Source organism: Clostridium manihotivorum, from assembly GCF_004015185.1.
GTDB lineage: Bacteria > Bacillota > Clostridia > Clostridiales > Clostridiaceae > Clostridium_AR > Clostridium_AR manihotivorum.
In genome coordinates, this window is the sequence record NZ_CP025746.1 from 549,819 (window position 1) to 566,985 (window position 17,167).

The window sequence follows — 17,167 nt, forward strand, 5'->3', positions numbered from 1 at the left end:
GACGCAATTCTTACTGATATCCATCTGCATAATATAAATAGATGAATATCAGTAAGCTATTAACTAATCATCAAATCTTCTCTCCATCTTATGTTTCTCTTTTAGCACATCTTCTTGTGATAAACCTGTTTGCTGTACTATTTCGGTTAATCCAACATTATGTTCAAGTAACTTTCTAGCAGATTCCATTTGTTTTTCATGCATACCCTTTTTGTTAGCCATAATCAACACTCCTTTCAATGTTATTATTTGATTAATCCTAAAGATTTAAACTAGAATAAAAAGAGAGTTGTAGTAAAGAGTTCCTATATCGAAACTTAATTTATACTTGTTCGAAAATCCCGGGGTTTGGGGATTTTCGGGCACGTATAAATTATTTAGTTGAGTTAGGAACTCTAAAAAGAGTTCCTATACCTAAACTTAATTTATACTTGAACTTAGATGACTATAACCTATAGAATTAATCTAAAAAAATTAGTAGAATAGTTATAATGAAAAAGGAGAAGATATTATGGATTGGATTTTGAAACATTATAACGAATTAACAATAGACGAGCTTTATGAAATAGTTAAGTCTAGAATGGAAGTGTTTATAGGAGAGCAAGGAGTTACTGAGCAAGATCTAGATGATAGAGATAAAGATTGTTATCATCTCTTTGCAGTAGATAATGGAAGAGTGGTAGCTTATTGCAGGATTATTAAAGCTGGAGTTGCTTATAAAGATCCGTCCATAGGAAGGGTTTTAGTAACAAAAAGCCATAGAAGACTTGGTCTAGCCAGCAAGATGATGATAAAGGCTATGGAGTTTATAAAAAATGAACTTAAGGAAGACGGTATAACCTTATCAGCACAACAATATGTTGTAGAACTATATGAAGCTCTAGGATTTAAAAGAAAGTCTGAAGTATATATGGAAGCAGGCATTCCTCATATTAAGATGAGATATGAGTAAATAACTACTAATTCTTTGAGTAAGATCATTAAAGTATTTAGTGCTAATTACTTATTTTCAAAGAGCTGAGATTAAACTGTTTAAAACTTAAAATAATTATGTGAGAGTTTAGAGGCTATTATTTTTAGCTTCTATTTTTTTGTAAAATTTTATTGGGCTGTAGTATTTTTCTTATATACCTTTGGAAAGACGTATGTGAAAAAAGCTCACTCAAAGAAAGCTTATTAAGTGAATGCCCTAAAATTAGTAAAAAATTTTCAATTAAAACAGTTGACATTATGAAATAAATGGAATAATATATCAGTAAGCGATATATCGGTCAGCGATACAAAATCTGATAATAAAGGGAGATGACCTAAGACAGATGAAGGATGCTAAAAAATATATTCCTTTGACAGAAGCTACTTATTATATACTTCTTTCCTTAACAGAAACTATACATGGTTATGGCATAATGCAGAGGGTTGAAGAAATGACTGAAGGGCAAGTAAAACTTGGACCTGGAACCTTGTATGGAGCTATAAGCAAGCTAGTTAAAGAGGAAATAATAGTAGAAGTAGTTAATGAGTTCGATTCCAGAAGAAAAAGTTATTCGCTAACAGACTTAGGAAAACAGATTATTAGATTGGAACATTCAAGAATTGAATTACTTTATGAAAATGGTAAGTCTGTTATAGCTAAGCTATAGTGTATATTTTGGAGGGCAATATGGAAAGTGAAGATAAGTTTATAAGAAAGTTCAAGCTCTTCTTTATATGGCAGCATGAAGATGAAGAGAAATGGCTAAGGGAAATGAGTCTCAATGGATATGAACTAGTATCTGCGAGAGTATGTAGATTTAAGTTTAGAGTCTGTGAACCAAAGGATGTAGTGTATAAGCTAGATTATAGAAGACTTAAAAAATATGACAAGGACAATTACCTCGATATATTTGAAGAGTCAGGTTGGCAGTTTGTGACCACTTGTATGAATTGGATTTACTTTAAAAGTGAAGCAATAAGCAATGAGGAAATGGATATTTTTAATGATATAGATTCAAAAGCTGAGATGCTCAGAACCATTCAAAAAGCATTAGCTTTAGTTTCAGTTGGAGAGCTGCTTTGTTTTACATCAGTATTTCTAAATCCAGTCAAGTCGGTTTACCTATATGTATTTTGGGCGTTAATAATTGGATTATTTATATATGGTAACACAAAGATGTTTTTTAAATATAGAGAATTAAAGAAAAAGTTATAGATGGAAAGGGTGAATATATATGCTAGAGGTTAAGAATTTAACTAAAAATTTTAAGAATACTAAGGCAGTAAAAGAAGTGAGTTTTACTGTGAATCCAGGAGAAATAGTAGGTCTTCTTGGAGAAAATGGTGCAGGAAAGACCACAACAATGAGAATGGTTTCTACACTTTTAAAGCCATCCAGCGGCACGGTTCTTGTGGACGGCTTTGATGTAATAAAGGAGCCAGAAAAGGTTAGAAAAGAGATAGGAATTTTATTTGGTGGAGATGTAGGTCTTTATGATAGATTAACAGCTAGAGAGAACATGCTTTACTTCGCTAACCTTTATGGATTTACTAAGGAGGAAGCTGATAGAAGAATCAATGAATTAGCTGAAGAACTTGATATGAAGGAATATATAGACAAGAAGGTAGGTAAGTTCTCAAGGGGTATGAAGCAAAAGGTTTCAATTGCAAGATCAATAGTGCATTCTCCATCAGTTATGCTCTTTGATGAGCCTACAACTGGGTTAGATGTAAGAGCCACAAGAATAATTCAAAACTTTATAAAGAAATGTAAGGCGGAAAATAAAACAATATTGTTCTCTAGTCACTCTATGAGTGAAGTTGAAAGACTATGTGATAGGGTAGTAATAATAAATAAAGGAGAACTCATAGAAGAGGGAACCATAGAAGAATTAAAGAAAAAACATAACAATAATGATTTGGAAGAAGTATTTGTTGATCTTATAGGAGGTGAAAAAGATGAATAATTTCCTTACAATATTTAAGAAAGAGCTAATGGATATCTTTAGAGACAGGAAGACAATAATATTTAGTATCTTTTTACCTATACTAATATATCCAGTAATGTTTGGTCTTGTTAATTATATGATGAAAGATGCTCAAAATGATATAGAAAAGAAGCTGGATCTAGGCATTAAGGGAAATAAGGATTCTGCTATAGTAAGCATACTAAAAGAGCAGAAAAATATAAATCTTCATTATGACGATAATTTAGATGCTAAGCTTAAAAAAGGAGATGTATCTCTTATAGTAGAAGTACCAGAAGGTTTTGATCAAGACATAAAAGACCTTAAACCAACGACCTTGAAGCTAGTCTATGATAAGGATTCAAATAAATCCTCCATGGCTGCATCAAATATAAGAGCGATTTTTGATTCATACTATAAATCCATTGTTAATGCAAGAGTTGAGAGCAAGGGATTGGATAAAACCTTCTTAAATCCTTTTGATATACAGCAAGTCACCGCAGACAATAAGAAGAGTAACGGCGATGATATCGGTTCTATGATGATAGGAATGCTTCCAACATTTATAATTATATTCATGCTTACTCCAACTCTCTCAATTGCAGCAGACTTCATTGCTGGAGAAAAAGAAAGAGGAACCTTTGAACCACTACTATCTACATCAGTTAGCAGAATGTCAATAATGTGGGGCAAGCTAGCCACTCTTGCAACAGTATCAATTATAGCTTTGGTAGCCAGTATGTTAGCTATGGGAGGATCCTTAGTATATAACTTTAAGCTAGGCAGCTCTTTGAATATAACTCCTAAGGCTCTGATATTAATTTCAGTATTTGCATTATTTATATTAATATCAGTTTGTGCAGTAGAAATGGCAATAAGCATATACGCAAAGTCTATAAAAGAAGCAAACTCATTTTTAGCAGGAATTACGGCACCAGTATTCATATTATCTTATATCCCATTTATGATGGATGCTAAAACTGCTAAGTTTATATACTTCCATGTACCTATAGTTAATGTAGTAGTACTTATGAAGGAGTTTTTAGTAGGAATATTCAACACTCAGCATATTCTTGTGGTAGCAGCTTGGCATATAGTTTACGTAATATTATCACTTCTATTCGCCAAAATAATGTTCTCAAGAGAAGAGGTTATATTTAGAAGTTAAGAGTAAAATTCTAATGTTTCTAATTATAAACATATTAAATATTTAAGACTTCTTAATACAGTGTTGCTAAACAGATATTTGTAAATATTAATGAGTAAAAGTCATGCGTAAAAGATTAGTTGTTTTTTATGCATGACTTCTACTTTTTTTAGGACTAATAAAACCCTGTCTCTAATATTAAAGGAAGAGCTTGGTTACATTTCCTAAGGTTAAAGATAAAGAAGATGCTAAATGTTTTATTAACCTTTATAATTACTTTCTTTTCATCAAATGAAAGGAGGATATAGTAGATTATAGTTGTGACGGTTATAAAAATATGTTTCTATAAAAGTTCTAAAGTTATATAATAGATGGAGTGTATAGTAATATACTTAATAGGCAAGTATAAAAATATATGTTATTGGAATAATAGTATAGAATTGCATATAATTATATAATAATGAAGTATTATAGTAGTTTATCATGTTCTGATTTAAGTTAAGTTGTTACTTAAATTGAAAAATAACATATAAATAAAGCCTTAGATATATTTGTTGCAACTATTAATTTTAATGATTTCATTGGATATATAACCTAATAATCAAGTTATGATATTAATAATAGTGATAATAGTTTGGACAGGCTTCTAGTGTAGGATAAAAAAATTAAATATTTATTAAATATTAAAGCTGTAATTAAAATGTAATTAAAACTAAATATGTCTTTGTTATATTAAGTAAGGCAATTATTATAGATGAAAGGATTTGTATTATGAAGAAGAAAAAAGCAAGGAACAAAAGTAGGTTTTCATACAAAAAGTTTGCTTTGTTTATAGTTTACATAATAGTATTTACAATTGTAACTTCGCCTATAATATTATTATTTGGTCCATATAATGATGTTAGAAAGATGGTTTTAGGTACTGTTTTAGGTACGAGGCACAGTTATCTTATAACTAAATTTTTACCTGAGTCAACTATAAATGACTTGTTGGATAAAACCAGCCAATCTGCACCAACAATGAAAGAAGATACTAGTTTAATTAATATAAAGAATACTTTTGGCAATGATATAGAGAGATATGACTTCCATACTGACAGATATGATGGATATATGCTTGAGGTAAAGAACCCTAAGAAGGTAAGAGTGGCCATGACTAAATATTTAGGTAAGGTTGGGGAAAAGACCAGCGAATTTGCCAAGGATTATAATGCCATAGCTGCAATAAATGGAGGGGCCTTCAGTGACCAGACTCCAGATGGAAAGCTTTATGAAGGTACAGGGGCTGTACCTGGAGGATATGTAATTTCTGATGGAAAGGTTATATATCCAAAAGAGAATATAAATTACGATGATGCTAAAAGTGCGGTTGCAATAAGTAAGAGTGGAGTACTTATAGTTGGGGATTATACCATAAACGACTTGAAAAAACTAAATGTAAAGGAAGCTATGTGCTTTTCAAATGTTCCTATAATCGTGAATGGCCAGAGACAGATTAAGGCTAAGGATAAGTTTATAGATGGAATTAATCCTAGAACAGCTATCGGACAGAAAAGTGATGGAACCATATTACTTCTTGTTATAGATGGAAGAAAGAGTGTTAGTAAAATTGGCGCAAATATGTATGATGTTCAAGAGATAATGATGTCAAGAGGGGCAGTGAATGCAGGAAAGCTTGATGGTGGTTATTCAAGTACCATGTATTATGATGGAGAAGTTATTAACTCACCTAATGTTTGGTCTGGGGAGAGAAAGGTAGCCACAGCATTTTATGTGGAAAAGTAGGTGAACTGTTATGAAAAAGCTTAGAACATTTTTAATATGGACTGTCATTGCATTAATTATAGAAAATGGTGTGTTTTTATACTTTGAAAAAGTATACTTGGTTCAAGGTTCTTCTATTAAAGCAGAGAAGGTAGAAAAGAGAAAAGCCAGTGATATGAAAGATGTTAGTATTCCAAGTGAGGCCAAGGATGTAAAAATGTCTCATGATGGATCTTATATATCATATTTAGAAGATGGGGCATTAAAAATAGGGGATAGGACTAAAGGTACAGTAAAGACTGTTAAGGTAGCTGACTATATGTCTATAAACTATACAAAATGGGTAACTGACGGAAACTTCTTAATAATAGCTGAAAAGACAAAGGATGCAAAGAAACCATATATAGGTTTTTACAAGTATGATGCGGTTAGGGATGATAAAACCGAGCTTACAGATTTAGATCTACATAAAGACATAATAAATTTATCAAGTAGCAAGGATAATATACAAGATATGGCCTTTGCAACCTCCTCCAATGTTATGTACTTTAAATTAGGAAAAACATCAGATAGATGTGATATATATAAAATAAACGTAATGTCTCAGATGGAAAAGGTTAAGACTAATCTTCAAGGTATAGATACCATAGAAGTAGATCCAGTGAATGCAAACTTAATATATGAACAGTCTGGTATGGTAAAAATAAACACTGGTTCTAAACAAACTAGAATTAAAAATCTTAGTGAAGGAAATGTACTAGGTCATAGCGACAGTTCAGTATTTATTGCCAAGGGAAAAAGTGATTCTATTAGTGAGATAGTATATGGAGACGTAGAAAAACCTACAAGCAGCTGGCAAAGAATTAGTTTAGATAATAAAACTAGTACAAAGAATATATTCTTGACTTCTGGAGGTAGAGTTTTTGTAAATAATTCAAACAAGACTTTAACTGATTTAACTAGTAAAAAGAATATAAAGTATGAAGGAACCTTATTAGACGTCAATGATAGAGGAATACTATGTGAAGTCGACGGTCAGTCTAAGGTAGTAGAATTAGAATAATAAATAAGAACTACAAAGCATACTATATGAGCTAGCTTTGTAGTTCTTATTTTACTTTACAACAATCCAACATGAATACTGAAACTTCTATAAGGTATAATTAAAAAATACACCTTTTTCATAGGAAACTATATTTAAGATAAGACTTTATATAATTATTTATAGATGGTTCAATCTAGTTTTACTTTTGAAGTCCAAGTAAATCCTCAGTTCTATCAGTTATGTATTTATAGGCATCGCTTATTCCTTGATTGTAAAATTCTGAAGATAGCTCTTCTATAAAAAAATCTAAAACTGCAGAAGCTGCTAAGTTACCTATTTCCTCATCTCTTTCATTGTAGAAAAATTCCTGTATGGAGGAAATCATCTCCTCTCTTTTTTCTTTACTAATTGGTGACTTTTTCTCTTTTCTCAAGATTATATTCTCCTTTTAAACAAATATAATATAGTGAATATCTAGTTATAGGTATATTTATAAATGCCACAAAATCACAAGAAGCCGGATTTTATAACAAGCATAAATTAAGTTTTCACAAAGGGTGTATAGATCTCCCAACTTAATTATTAATTTGTGCAGGTCTTAAGATCCCTAGAAAAGGAAATTTTCGAACAAGTATAAATTAGGTTTGGCTATAGGAATTCTTTAGCAATAGCATTCAAATTAGTTAGTTGTAGAGATTTCTGATAAAATATATAACAATTATAAATCAATATACATACTATAGGCAATAAAAGCAAAGTCTTATAGAGTATTGCAATGTATAATGATAAATCTAGATGATTTCCTATAATTAATTTTTATATGTTTGATTACTTGATTATACTTTGTCATTATGTTAAAATTATGAAAATTAGTTTTGGAGAAGTATATTTATGATAAAAGAGAATTTTAATTTCCGAGTAAAATTACATCACCATAGATAGAAGGCTTGTTCTTGGTTAAAGTAACCATAGATACAGGTCTATTGCTGTTTAGCTTGTATCTATGGTGTAAGGATAGAAATTATCACCCACATAGGTACAAAACCTGTGTGGGTGTTTTTTTGCTTTTAAATATTAAGTTTTTTCTTAGTTAAACCTTCCAATACTAGCTAATGACAGTCCTTGAGGGGACGGTAAAATAAAAAACTTATATTTGTGGTAAAGAAACTATTTATATAAATTATCAAAACTAACAAATCAATTAGATTAGCAATTTAGGAGGAATAGAAATGAGTAATAATATTGTTAAACCATCAATACTTCCAGGGTTTATGGAGCTTACACCAAAAGACCAGATTGACTTTAATATGATGCTGGATACTATAAAAAAGAATTATGAAAAATACGGGTTTGTACCAATGGATACACCTATAATGGAAAAAACCGAGGTGCTTTTAGCAAAGGGTGGTGGAGAAACAGAAAAGCAGATATATCGTTTTACTAAGGGGGACAGTGATATATCCTTACGCTTTGACCTAACTGTTCCATTTGCTAGGTTTGTAGCTCAGAACATGAGCTCTCTAAATTTTCCGTTTAGAAGATATCAGATAGGAAAGGTTTATAGAGGAGAGAGAAATCAAAAGGGAAGATTTAGAGAGTTTTATCAATGTGATATAGATATTATAGGCAATGGAAAACTAAGCATAGTAAATGATGCAGAGATCCCAGCAGTTATATATTCTATATTCAAAGAGTTAGGTTTTGAGAATTTTAAGATAAGGATAAATAATAGAAAGATATTGAATGGATTCTTTAAAGCATTAGGTATAGTTGATGCTTCAGCTGTACTTAGATCTATAGATAAGTTAGATAAAATTGGAGAGGCTAGTGTAAAATCAGAGCTTTTAGCTGTCTTAGAGGAAGAACAGGTATCATCTATAATGAATTTTATAATGATAGCAGGTAGTAATACTGAAGTTATTGAAGCTCTAGATAAATTAAATATACAAGAAGAAGAGTTTACTCAAGGCCTAAATGAATTAGAAACTGTAGTAGAGTATATAAGAGCGTTTAAAGTACCTGAAAAAAATTATATGATAGACTTAAAGATTGCTAGAGGGTTAGATTACTACACAGGAACAGTATACGAAACCATATTAGATGACTATCCATCTATAGGTTCAGTTTGCTCTGGAGGAAGATATGAAAACTTAGCAGAATACTATACCAATCAAAAGCTTCCAGGAGTAGGTATATCTATAGGGTTAACAAGACTGTTTTACCAGCTGAGAGAAGCTAAGCTTTTAAAATCAAAGGAAAAGGAAAGTTTATGTGATGTGATTATAATACCTATGGATGGTGCTCTAGCTTATTCTATAGATACAGCTAATAAGTTAAGGGAGGCTGGAATTGTGACTCAGGTCTATTTTGAGGAAGGAAAGCTTCAAAAGAAGCTTAATTACACAAATAAGTTAGGGATACCTTATGTGATACTTATCGGTGATGAAGAAATGCAGAGCAATATTCTAACTATGAAAGTAATGTCTGAAGGTCAGCAGTATAAAAAGTCCGTTGAAGAAGCAATAGACCTAGTTTTAGCAAATAGTTAATAGTTAATAGTAAGGTGTAATATCATATTCATCAATGTTATAGAGGTTTATATAGAATAAATAGATTAATGAGGATAATTAAAAAAGCTATCTTAAATTTCTTGCATAACATATAAGAAAGATTTTAAGGTAGCTTTGTAAAATAGGTTAAGTGGGATAAACATCATTTTGGGATTTTAGTCAAATCAATAATTATATTCTTTTTCATTAAGTCAAATGATAGTTTTTTTTGCTTTTCTTTAAATTGAAAATCGTTGGTTAGTTTATATAAATCATCATAAATAACAAACAAATCATAATTACATTTCTTATCTATGAATAAGCTTTCACAAAGTTTGAAGCTTTTTATAGCATCATCTTTATTTTCTGCTATGGAATTTATGTGACCCATCATAAAATTAAAATCACATAGAGAATCCTTGCTTAAATAACTTTTCTTGACTTTTAGAGATGTTTCTAAGACATCGTGAAACTTGCACATATTAAAATATATAGCCATTTCTACTACCAAAAATTCATGGAAAAGGTCTTTCTCATTTTTGTATTCATTTTTACATCTTTCAACTAGATCAATAGCAGAATCAAATTCAGAATCATACATTAGGGCGTTTATATAATTTAGATAAGCAGCACCTTTACTATATTCATCATCTAGATATGAGTATAGAGCTATTACCTTTTTTGTATTAATAATAGATCTTTTATAATTTCCTAAATTGTAATAAGATATGGCGGCAGCTTTATGTATGTTTACAACTATGTTAGGATAACATATATCCGGTTTTAAGGTTTCGAAGTTACTGCAATAATTTATAACTTTTCTATACTGATTTTCTTGTAAGTAAAATGTCGATATATTACTTAAAATAATTTGTCCTATTTCCGTATTCTCAATATGTAGTTTTGATATATAAAATTCAGCTAGTTTTAAATATTTTATAGCAGTTTTTTTGTTATTAAGGTTGGCATATATACGAAACATAGTGTTTAGTGAAATACATAAATTTATATAGTTATTGTCTGACAGCATTGACTCAGATTTAGTAAGATGATTTATATATTTCTTTAAAAATTTTTCAGCAGCGCTAAAAAGGGAGATTTCATAATAAGACCTACCTAAATAAAAGAATTTATTTGGGTCCTTTATCTTTCCAAATGCAACTACATTTAAGTCATAGTACTTAGTTATATCATAGAAGTATTTTTTATTAAATAAATTATATAGATGATCGATTGGATCTTTAGTATTACCAAAAGAAGTGATGCCTTGATCTAAGATAAGCTCATCAAGTGATACCTGTAAAACTCTGCATATATGAATCATCTGATTTAAAGATGGCTCTTGAATATTATTTTCTATTCGACTAAGTACTACTCTGTTAAGTATAGAGTTGCTTAAGTCTTCCTGAGATAGCCCTTTTTCTTTTCTTAATGTTTTAATTTTTGAACCTAAATTAGTCATCTTACCTCCTTAAATTGTAACCTAATGTTACATATTATTACATCAATTAAATTTAATAACATTATAGTTAATAATAACATATTTAATCATATATGTTTCATTTGTGTCAATAACAAGTAAAGTGTCGATTTAATAATTGATAGTATGATGTATTATCAGTACATAGTAAATATTAATTGGGGTGATTATTAATGAAGTCTAAGACCTTGAGATTACTTTAGATGAAGAAGCAAGTTGGTAGATATAAGAATCCTTATTTAGTTGAAATTATCCAAGTTGAAAAAGCTGTAGTGCTTATAAGGTTGCCTAAAATAAAATATTTAGAAAAACCAGCATTTATAATACTAACTGATATAACCTTTGTAGATTCTGTTATATATGATATCTCCGCGATAAATTAAAAGTGACTTAATGTCTATTAAAGTGCTATTAAGCCACTTTGTTATTCTATGGATTTAAATAAGTACTCAATTGTGCAAGTAGAAATATCAAAATTAATCAACTAGATTTGTGCACTAAATTGATAGTTTTTTACTTGGCTTATAAAAAGTCTTACATTAGCAAATTTAAGGTTAAAGAGAACAATAAAATAGTCCTTTATGTTAGTTCATTGTTAATGAGACAAAGACTAATATAAAGGATTATTTTATTCCACTGTTATGCAATTCGAAGACTCCTATATTATCTTACTATAGCCACACATATGGCCAATAAAATCAATGGTAAGCTCATAGAAATCGTGAATGTTGATACTGTTGCAATTACAAAAGTACATCTTTTTATAGCATGCCTACTATACAGCCAATATTCTTATGTAGAACTTACTCTAGATGACTAGTCGTTTTATTTGCTGTGAATAGATAGTTACAATAATATGAACCCATGGTTCTAATGGAGCATAATATTTTACTGGATATACTGAGGGGAAATAACGCCAAAAAACTAAATTTATAGCGTTAGGAGTATTTGTAGAAGTATTTCTTTAAGTTGCATGAGTCTAGTAATTAATGTAATTCCCTAAGGTGTTTGTTTAGGATCTGAGTTAAAAATAAAACTGAGATAATTATGCCCATTGTGAAAAATAGTGTTTTTATTGGAGCTATAGATGAGATGGCACCAAAAACAAAAGAACCTAGTGGAGTAGCACAAAGCATCAAGGAACTCATAATTGCACCAACTCTAGATAGATATTCTTTATCTACTTTTGTAAATATAGCGATTTGAATTGGCATGTTACAAAAGATAAGTCCTAAGCCTAAAAAGAAACTATTAATAGCGAGTGCTGGATATAATAAATATGGAGGAACATATTCTAAAATAGCGAATATTGAGTAACCAGCTCCAACTATCACCCCTCCTAGTATAAACATAATCCTTCCACCAATTTTTTCTTTTATTTTGGGAACAAATAATACTCCTATGGACATAGCTATAAGAACAGGAACATTAATAAATGATAGAACTTCTGAACCCTTATGGAGTACTTCTTTTGCATAAGGTGCCTGAAAAGCATTGATTGGAGTAAGGAATAAGTTTATTGCTGCTGAAAAAATGCAGATACTTAATACAAAGTAATTTTTGATAACATAGGAAAATCCCTCTTTTAGGTCATTGAAATAGACTCTAGGACTATTTGATATATTTCTTTTAACAACATCATCATATTTTAATGATAGTACTATAGCTCCACAAATGAAGAAAGTAGCAGCATCTACTAATACTGCGCCTCCAATTCCGAATACAGCGATTATAATTGGTGCTGTTGAAAGCCCTATGACCTGTAATGCATTAACTAGTGAAGAGCTCAAGGAGGTTCCAACGTCAAATTTTTCTCTTGAGAGGATTAAAGGTGCGGCAGCTGTTGAAGCAGGTCCTCTGAAAGCTTCAAATGATGAATTTAGAAACGTAACTACGTAAAGGTGCCAAGTACTAAGGTTCCCTGTTATAAATAGAAGTGCAATTATAGATACACAAAGACCTCTTCCTAAGTCGCATATCGCCATTACATGTTTCTTTTTTAAATAATTTGATGCTACACCAGAAACCATTCCAAACAATAAATTTGGTAAAGCATTTACTGCAAACAATGCTGCTACAAGTACTGTTGAGCCGGTTACTTGATAGACAAGCCAAGAAAATGCAATTGTATCTATACCATCACCAAACCTCGAAATGCTGTTAGCTAGCATATTTTTTAAATACTGTTTTTCTGTTAATAAGTCTTTATAGCCTATTTTGACTTGTTCCTCCTGCAAAGATATGTTTTTTTCCATATTGGCCTCCTAATTATATTATTGCATTAAAGTTAATAATTATAAAGATTGTATAATATATGGAACTCAAGTTCAAATACATATATATCTATTTATTAGTGTAATTATTGAAAGATACCTCTCAATTAATGTTTTTTATGGCTGGTTCTCGGTTAAGTAATTAGAAATGGTAATATGTAACTAACAGTTACAATGATTGATGTTGGTTAGATTATAGATTATGAAATCGAAAGTTAAAGATTTATAAAATACTGACTATGTAATAAAAGTATTGCTAAAATTAAATCTTGATATATTGTAAATTATAAGAGGGATAAGACAGATTATTTGCTTTCATAAATATTTGATAGAAAGCAATTAGTAGTGGTGAGAATTTTTAAGTTTTTCAATAAATTAGTTGAATAAATCTGTTTAGTTGAGTATAATATATAAAAAATATAAAAAAGCTATGATATAGAAAGAGTAAAAATATATTTCTTTTTAAGAGAGCTTCTGGCTGGTGTGAAGAAGCAAAGAATTTATTTCGAATACATCTATTAGCTAAACACCAAACCCTTATTAAAGGTAGTAGGCTGTTTTCCGATTCCCGCACAGGTTATAGTGCTAGAGTATCATGTTTTAACATTGTACTTGAAAAGGTTAGTGTTGTAAGACATTAATAAACTGAGGTGGTACCGCGAAGTTATACTCTCGCCCTCTAGAGCAATCTAGATGGCGGGAGTTTTTTATTTTCAAAAATAAAGTACAATTTTAAAAATATATCAATTAATGACTAGTCAATTTATCAGTTTTATTTTCTGGGAAATAAAAATTTCTATGTTAGTAGCTAAAGTCCTTTATTAATAAGCTTTAGCAGCTATATCAATTTGATAAGAAAAGTCTTTATAAAATTATTCTGCAGATAAGTTTATATGGGCTTACTATCAAAATTAGCTTTAAATTATTAATTTGATTAGGAGGTGCAGTTAAGCTATAGCTAATTACTTAATTTTATTACATTATTTTAAGAGCCTTAATTCAAAATGTAATTTCTAAGTAATTAGCGGAAGGTCTTAACTTATTAGAAATGATAAATATAGAAGAGCAAATAAAAATAATATCCAAAGGTGTAGATGAGATAATAAATATCGATGACCTAAGAATAAAAATAGAGAATTCAATAAAGGAAAGTAGACCATTAGTAATTAAGCTAGGGTTAGATCCTTCAGCTCCTGACATACATCTTGGTCATGCAGTTGTGCTTAGAAAGATAAGACAGATGCAAGAACTTGGCCATGAAGCTGTTATAGTCTTGGGAGATTTTACTGGAATGATTGGAGATCCTACTGGAAAGTCTAAAACTAGAAAGCAATTATCTAAAGAGCAGGTTTTAGAAAATGCAAAAACTTACGAAAAGCAAATCTTCAAAATACTTGATGAGAAAAAGACAAAGGTAAGGTTTAACAGTGAATGGCTTTCCAAGCTCAATTTTGAAGATGTAATAAATCTGGCGTCTAAAACTACTGTGGCTAGAATGCTTGAAAGAGATGATTTTAAGAAAAGATTTCAAAACAATCAGAGCATATCACTTCATGAGTTTTTCTACCCTTTGATGCAAGCTTACGATTCAGTAAGCTTAAAAGCAGATATTGAGCTTGGAGGAACGGATCAAAGATTTAATATACTGATGGGAAGGAATCTTCAGCAGGATTTTAATATAGAAAGACAGGTTGCTATCTTTATGCCTTTGCTTGAGGGGATAGATGGAACAGAAAAGATGAGCAAAAGCTTAGGTAATTACATTGGTATAAATGAAAGTTCTAAAGATATATTTGGTAAAACCATGTCTATACCAGATGATAAAATAATTAAATACTTTGAGTTAGCCACTGATATACATCCTGACAAAGTAAATGAAATGAAAAATAGCTTGGATGAAAATAAGGTTAACCCAAGGGATATCAAATTAAGCTTGGCTAAGGAGCTTGTGAGGTTATACCATGGAGAGGCTGCCGCAGAGCTGGAAGAACAAGAATTTATTAATATATTTCAAAAGAAAAATGTTCCTACTGATATAAAAGAACTTAATATTACGAAAGCTATGTTAGAAGCTATAAATAAAGATTTTATTGGATTTTTAACTGAAAAAGAACTGTTTAAAAGTAGGAATGAAGGCAAAAGGCTCATAGCAGGTGGAGCAGTAAAGATTAATGGAGAAAAGCTTAGTGATCTGTCCACTATTGTATTAAAGGATGAAGACATAATACAGATAGGAAAATTAAGATTTTTTAAGCTTAAGATAGATTAGAATAAGAATTTAAAAATAACTTATGAATAGTTTTAGGGATAGACTTATAGTAGTATTTTAAAATTAGGTATTAAATATACAACAACTTGTTGACTGGTATAAATTCTTTACATTTATGCAGAAAAGGTAAATGTTTAAAAAATATTATAGATAAGAATTATGAAACAGGAGGTACCTATGAGAATACAAAAGGATTTTTATGCAAGAGATGCTATTACAGTTTCTAGAGAGCTTTTAGGAAAAGTATTGGTTAGAAATATAAATGGGATAACTTTTAAAGGTAAGATAGTAGAAACAGAAGCATATATTGGGGCTATAGATAAAGCTTCTCATGCATACGGTGGAAGAATGACAGAGAGAGTTAAGCCGCTATATGGTCCTCCTGGTATCGTATATGTATTTTCTATATACGGTATGTATAACTGTTTTAATATAATTACTAAAGAAGAGGGAACCGCTGAAGGTGTGCTAATAAGAGGTATAGAGCCGTTGGAAGGTTTAGAGGAAATGGCTAAAAGACGATTTGATAAAGATATAGATACTTTAACTAAAACACAGCGTAAGTCTCTTACTAATGGACCTTCAAAGTTATGTATAGCTTTTTCTATAGATAAAAATGACAACTGGGTGGATATGACTAAGAGTGAAAGTATTTATTTGGAGGAAGCTAAGGAAGCTAAAGTGTTGTCAGACGAAGAAATTGTTGAGACTACTAGGATTGGAATTGATTATGCTGAAGAAGCTGTTCATTTTCCTTGGAGATTTTACCTTAAGGGCAATGACTGGGTTTCTAAAAAGTGATAGAGATGTTTTTTAGTTCGTTGTATGAATAGTAATGTTGCAACTTCTTAAGAAGTTAAAAACAAAACTTTATAAAAAGTTATATTTATATAAATATATAGTTATAATGAGGGTTACAGCCTCAATCAGCAATATATATATATGTAATAAAAATAGTTCTTTTGAAAATAATATTAATGGTGGTGTGCAATGAAACCTATTATTATTTTTGATAAGACAACAGGATATATTTTTTATTGTGAAGGTATAGAGGATATGGAATGGATATTTGTTTAATTGGTATATAAATTTAGGCCCTCGAAATTAGTTATTAAGTGATATCTTAAAGCTAAACCTTAGGCAATTATATTTTAAGGAGAAGAAATTATAAATCTTCTCCTTAAAACATCCTTAGTAGCATATAAAGGTATCTATTCTTCTTATGTCTATACCAAAATATACCCATCTATAGAACATCCATCTCCATCCAGAAACTGAGTAACGATCTACTGAGGTTAAATATGCCCAGTAAGATCTTCCGTTATTTTGCCATATATAAGTGTATCTAAAAAGACATGGCCTAATTGAAGTTGGGCTTACAGCTTTTGCTTCTCCTCCAAAGGTTTCAGGTCCTCCAGCAAGTGTTTTTGCCTTGGGATCATTTTTTGAAGGATTGAAGGATGGTGGTGGAGCCATAGGTGGTGTATTAACTGGAGGTGGAGGAGGAACTGGTCTGTCAGAAGGTCCTCTCATATCTTCTTCTAAGCTCTCATATATTGGAGCATAAGTAAAACTAACATCAACTTCATATTCACCAACCTCGTCAATGTCACTTCCGTCATCATAAAATCTGAAATGACTGTTTGGATTGAAGTAATCATTATTAAAGAAATCCATTTTGATCTCCTATAAAATTTATCT

The 17,167-nt window shown here is 30.4% G+C and carries 16 protein-coding genes and 1 other annotated feature; of the genes, 11 read left to right on the forward strand and 5 right to left on the reverse strand.

Going from position 1 to position 17,167, the window contains the following annotated elements:
- Positions 1-63 precede the first annotated feature (63 nt).
- Complete coding sequence (locus C1I91_RS27980; protein ID WP_164880392.1) at positions 64-222, reverse strand: hypothetical protein; 159 nt, start codon at positions 220-222, stop codon at positions 64-66.
- Between the two features lie 289 nt (positions 223-511).
- Here C1I91_RS27980 and C1I91_RS02405 point away from each other — a divergent pair, with 289 nt between their 5' ends.
- The 7 genes from C1I91_RS02405 to C1I91_RS02435 all read left to right on the forward strand — a co-directional run bounded on the left by C1I91_RS02405 (position 512) and on the right by C1I91_RS02435 (position 6,913).
- Positions 512-952 (forward strand): GNAT family N-acetyltransferase, encoded by a 441-nt coding sequence (locus tag C1I91_RS02405; RefSeq protein WP_128211059.1) that lies wholly within the window; start codon positions 512-514, stop codon positions 950-952.
- Positions 953-1,316: 364 nt separating this feature from the next.
- Positions 1,317-1,640: a PadR family transcriptional regulator gene (locus tag C1I91_RS02410; RefSeq protein WP_128211060.1), complete on the forward strand. Its 324-nt coding sequence runs from the start codon at positions 1,317-1,319 to the stop codon at positions 1,638-1,640.
- 20 nt (positions 1,641-1,660) lie between these two features.
- The gene (locus C1I91_RS02415; protein WP_128211061.1) at positions 1,661-2,188 is read left to right on the forward strand and encodes a DUF2812 domain-containing protein; all 528 of its coding nucleotides are present in this window, start codon (positions 1,661-1,663) and stop codon (positions 2,186-2,188) included.
- Between the two features lie 19 nt (positions 2,189-2,207).
- Positions 2,208-2,939, forward strand: a complete 732-nt coding sequence (locus C1I91_RS02420; protein ID WP_128211062.1) for an ABC transporter ATP-binding protein — start codon at positions 2,208-2,210, stop codon at positions 2,937-2,939.
- Complete coding sequence (locus C1I91_RS02425) at positions 2,932-4,107, forward strand: ABC transporter permease (RefSeq protein WP_128211063.1); 1,176 nt, start codon at positions 2,932-2,934, stop codon at positions 4,105-4,107. The genes C1I91_RS02420 and C1I91_RS02425 overlap by 8 nt, the downstream gene beginning before the upstream one ends.
- Positions 4,108-4,857: 750 nt before the next feature.
- Positions 4,858-5,871: a phosphodiester glycosidase family protein gene (locus C1I91_RS02430; RefSeq protein WP_128211064.1), complete on the forward strand. Its 1,014-nt coding sequence runs from the start codon at positions 4,858-4,860 to the stop codon at positions 5,869-5,871.
- Positions 5,872-5,881: 10 nt separating this feature from the next.
- Entirely contained in the window at positions 5,882-6,913 is a 1,032-nt protein-coding gene (locus C1I91_RS02435; protein WP_128211065.1) for a hypothetical protein, read from the forward strand.
- 181 nt (positions 6,914-7,094) lie between these two features.
- Here the strand turns inward: C1I91_RS02435 and C1I91_RS02440 are convergent, their stop codons facing one another.
- Positions 7,095-7,328 (reverse strand): DUF2164 domain-containing protein, encoded by a 234-nt coding sequence (locus C1I91_RS02440; protein WP_128211066.1) that lies wholly within the window; start codon positions 7,326-7,328, stop codon positions 7,095-7,097.
- Between the two features lie 796 nt (positions 7,329-8,124).
- Between C1I91_RS02440 and hisS the strand changes: the two genes are divergently transcribed.
- Positions 8,125-9,444 (forward strand): histidine--tRNA ligase, encoded by a 1,320-nt coding sequence (hisS, locus tag C1I91_RS02445; RefSeq protein WP_128211067.1) that lies wholly within the window; start codon positions 8,125-8,127, stop codon positions 9,442-9,444.
- 163 nt (positions 9,445-9,607) lie between these two features.
- Here the strand turns inward: hisS and C1I91_RS02450 are convergent, their stop codons facing one another.
- A complete protein-coding gene (locus C1I91_RS02450) occupies positions 9,608-10,906 on the reverse strand; it encodes a helix-turn-helix domain-containing protein (RefSeq protein ID WP_128211068.1) in 1,299 nt (432 codons plus the stop codon).
- Between the two features lie 221 nt (positions 10,907-11,127).
- Between C1I91_RS02450 and C1I91_RS02455 the strand changes: the two genes are divergently transcribed.
- Positions 11,128-11,307 (forward strand): hypothetical protein, encoded by a 180-nt coding sequence (locus C1I91_RS02455; RefSeq protein WP_128211069.1) that lies wholly within the window; start codon positions 11,128-11,130, stop codon positions 11,305-11,307.
- Between the two features lie 603 nt (positions 11,308-11,910).
- On the opposite strand, the gene C1I91_RS02460 is transcribed toward C1I91_RS02455, so the two are convergent.
- On the reverse strand, positions 11,911-13,179 hold the full coding sequence (locus C1I91_RS02460) for an MFS transporter (RefSeq protein ID WP_128211070.1): 1,269 nt from the start codon (positions 13,177-13,179) through the stop codon (positions 11,911-11,913).
- A 439-nt stretch (positions 13,180-13,618) separates the two neighbouring features.
- Positions 13,619-13,880: a binding site (T-box leader), on the forward strand.
- 365 nt (positions 13,881-14,245) lie between these two features.
- Between C1I91_RS02460 and tyrS the strand changes: the two genes are divergently transcribed.
- Together tyrS and C1I91_RS02470 are read left to right on the forward strand one after the other, a co-directional pair.
- The gene (tyrS, locus tag C1I91_RS02465) at positions 14,246-15,466 is read left to right on the forward strand and encodes a tyrosine--tRNA ligase (RefSeq protein WP_128211071.1); all 1,221 of its coding nucleotides are present in this window, start codon (positions 14,246-14,248) and stop codon (positions 15,464-15,466) included.
- 177 nt (positions 15,467-15,643) lie between these two features.
- A complete protein-coding gene (locus C1I91_RS02470; protein ID WP_128211072.1) occupies positions 15,644-16,267 on the forward strand; it encodes a DNA-3-methyladenine glycosylase in 624 nt (207 codons plus the stop codon).
- Between the two features lie 390 nt (positions 16,268-16,657).
- Here C1I91_RS02470 and C1I91_RS02475 read toward each other — a convergent pair whose 3' ends face one another.
- Positions 16,658-17,143: a hypothetical protein gene (locus C1I91_RS02475; protein ID WP_128211073.1), complete on the reverse strand. Its 486-nt coding sequence runs from the start codon at positions 17,141-17,143 to the stop codon at positions 16,658-16,660.
- Positions 17,144-17,167: the final 24 nt, after the last annotated feature.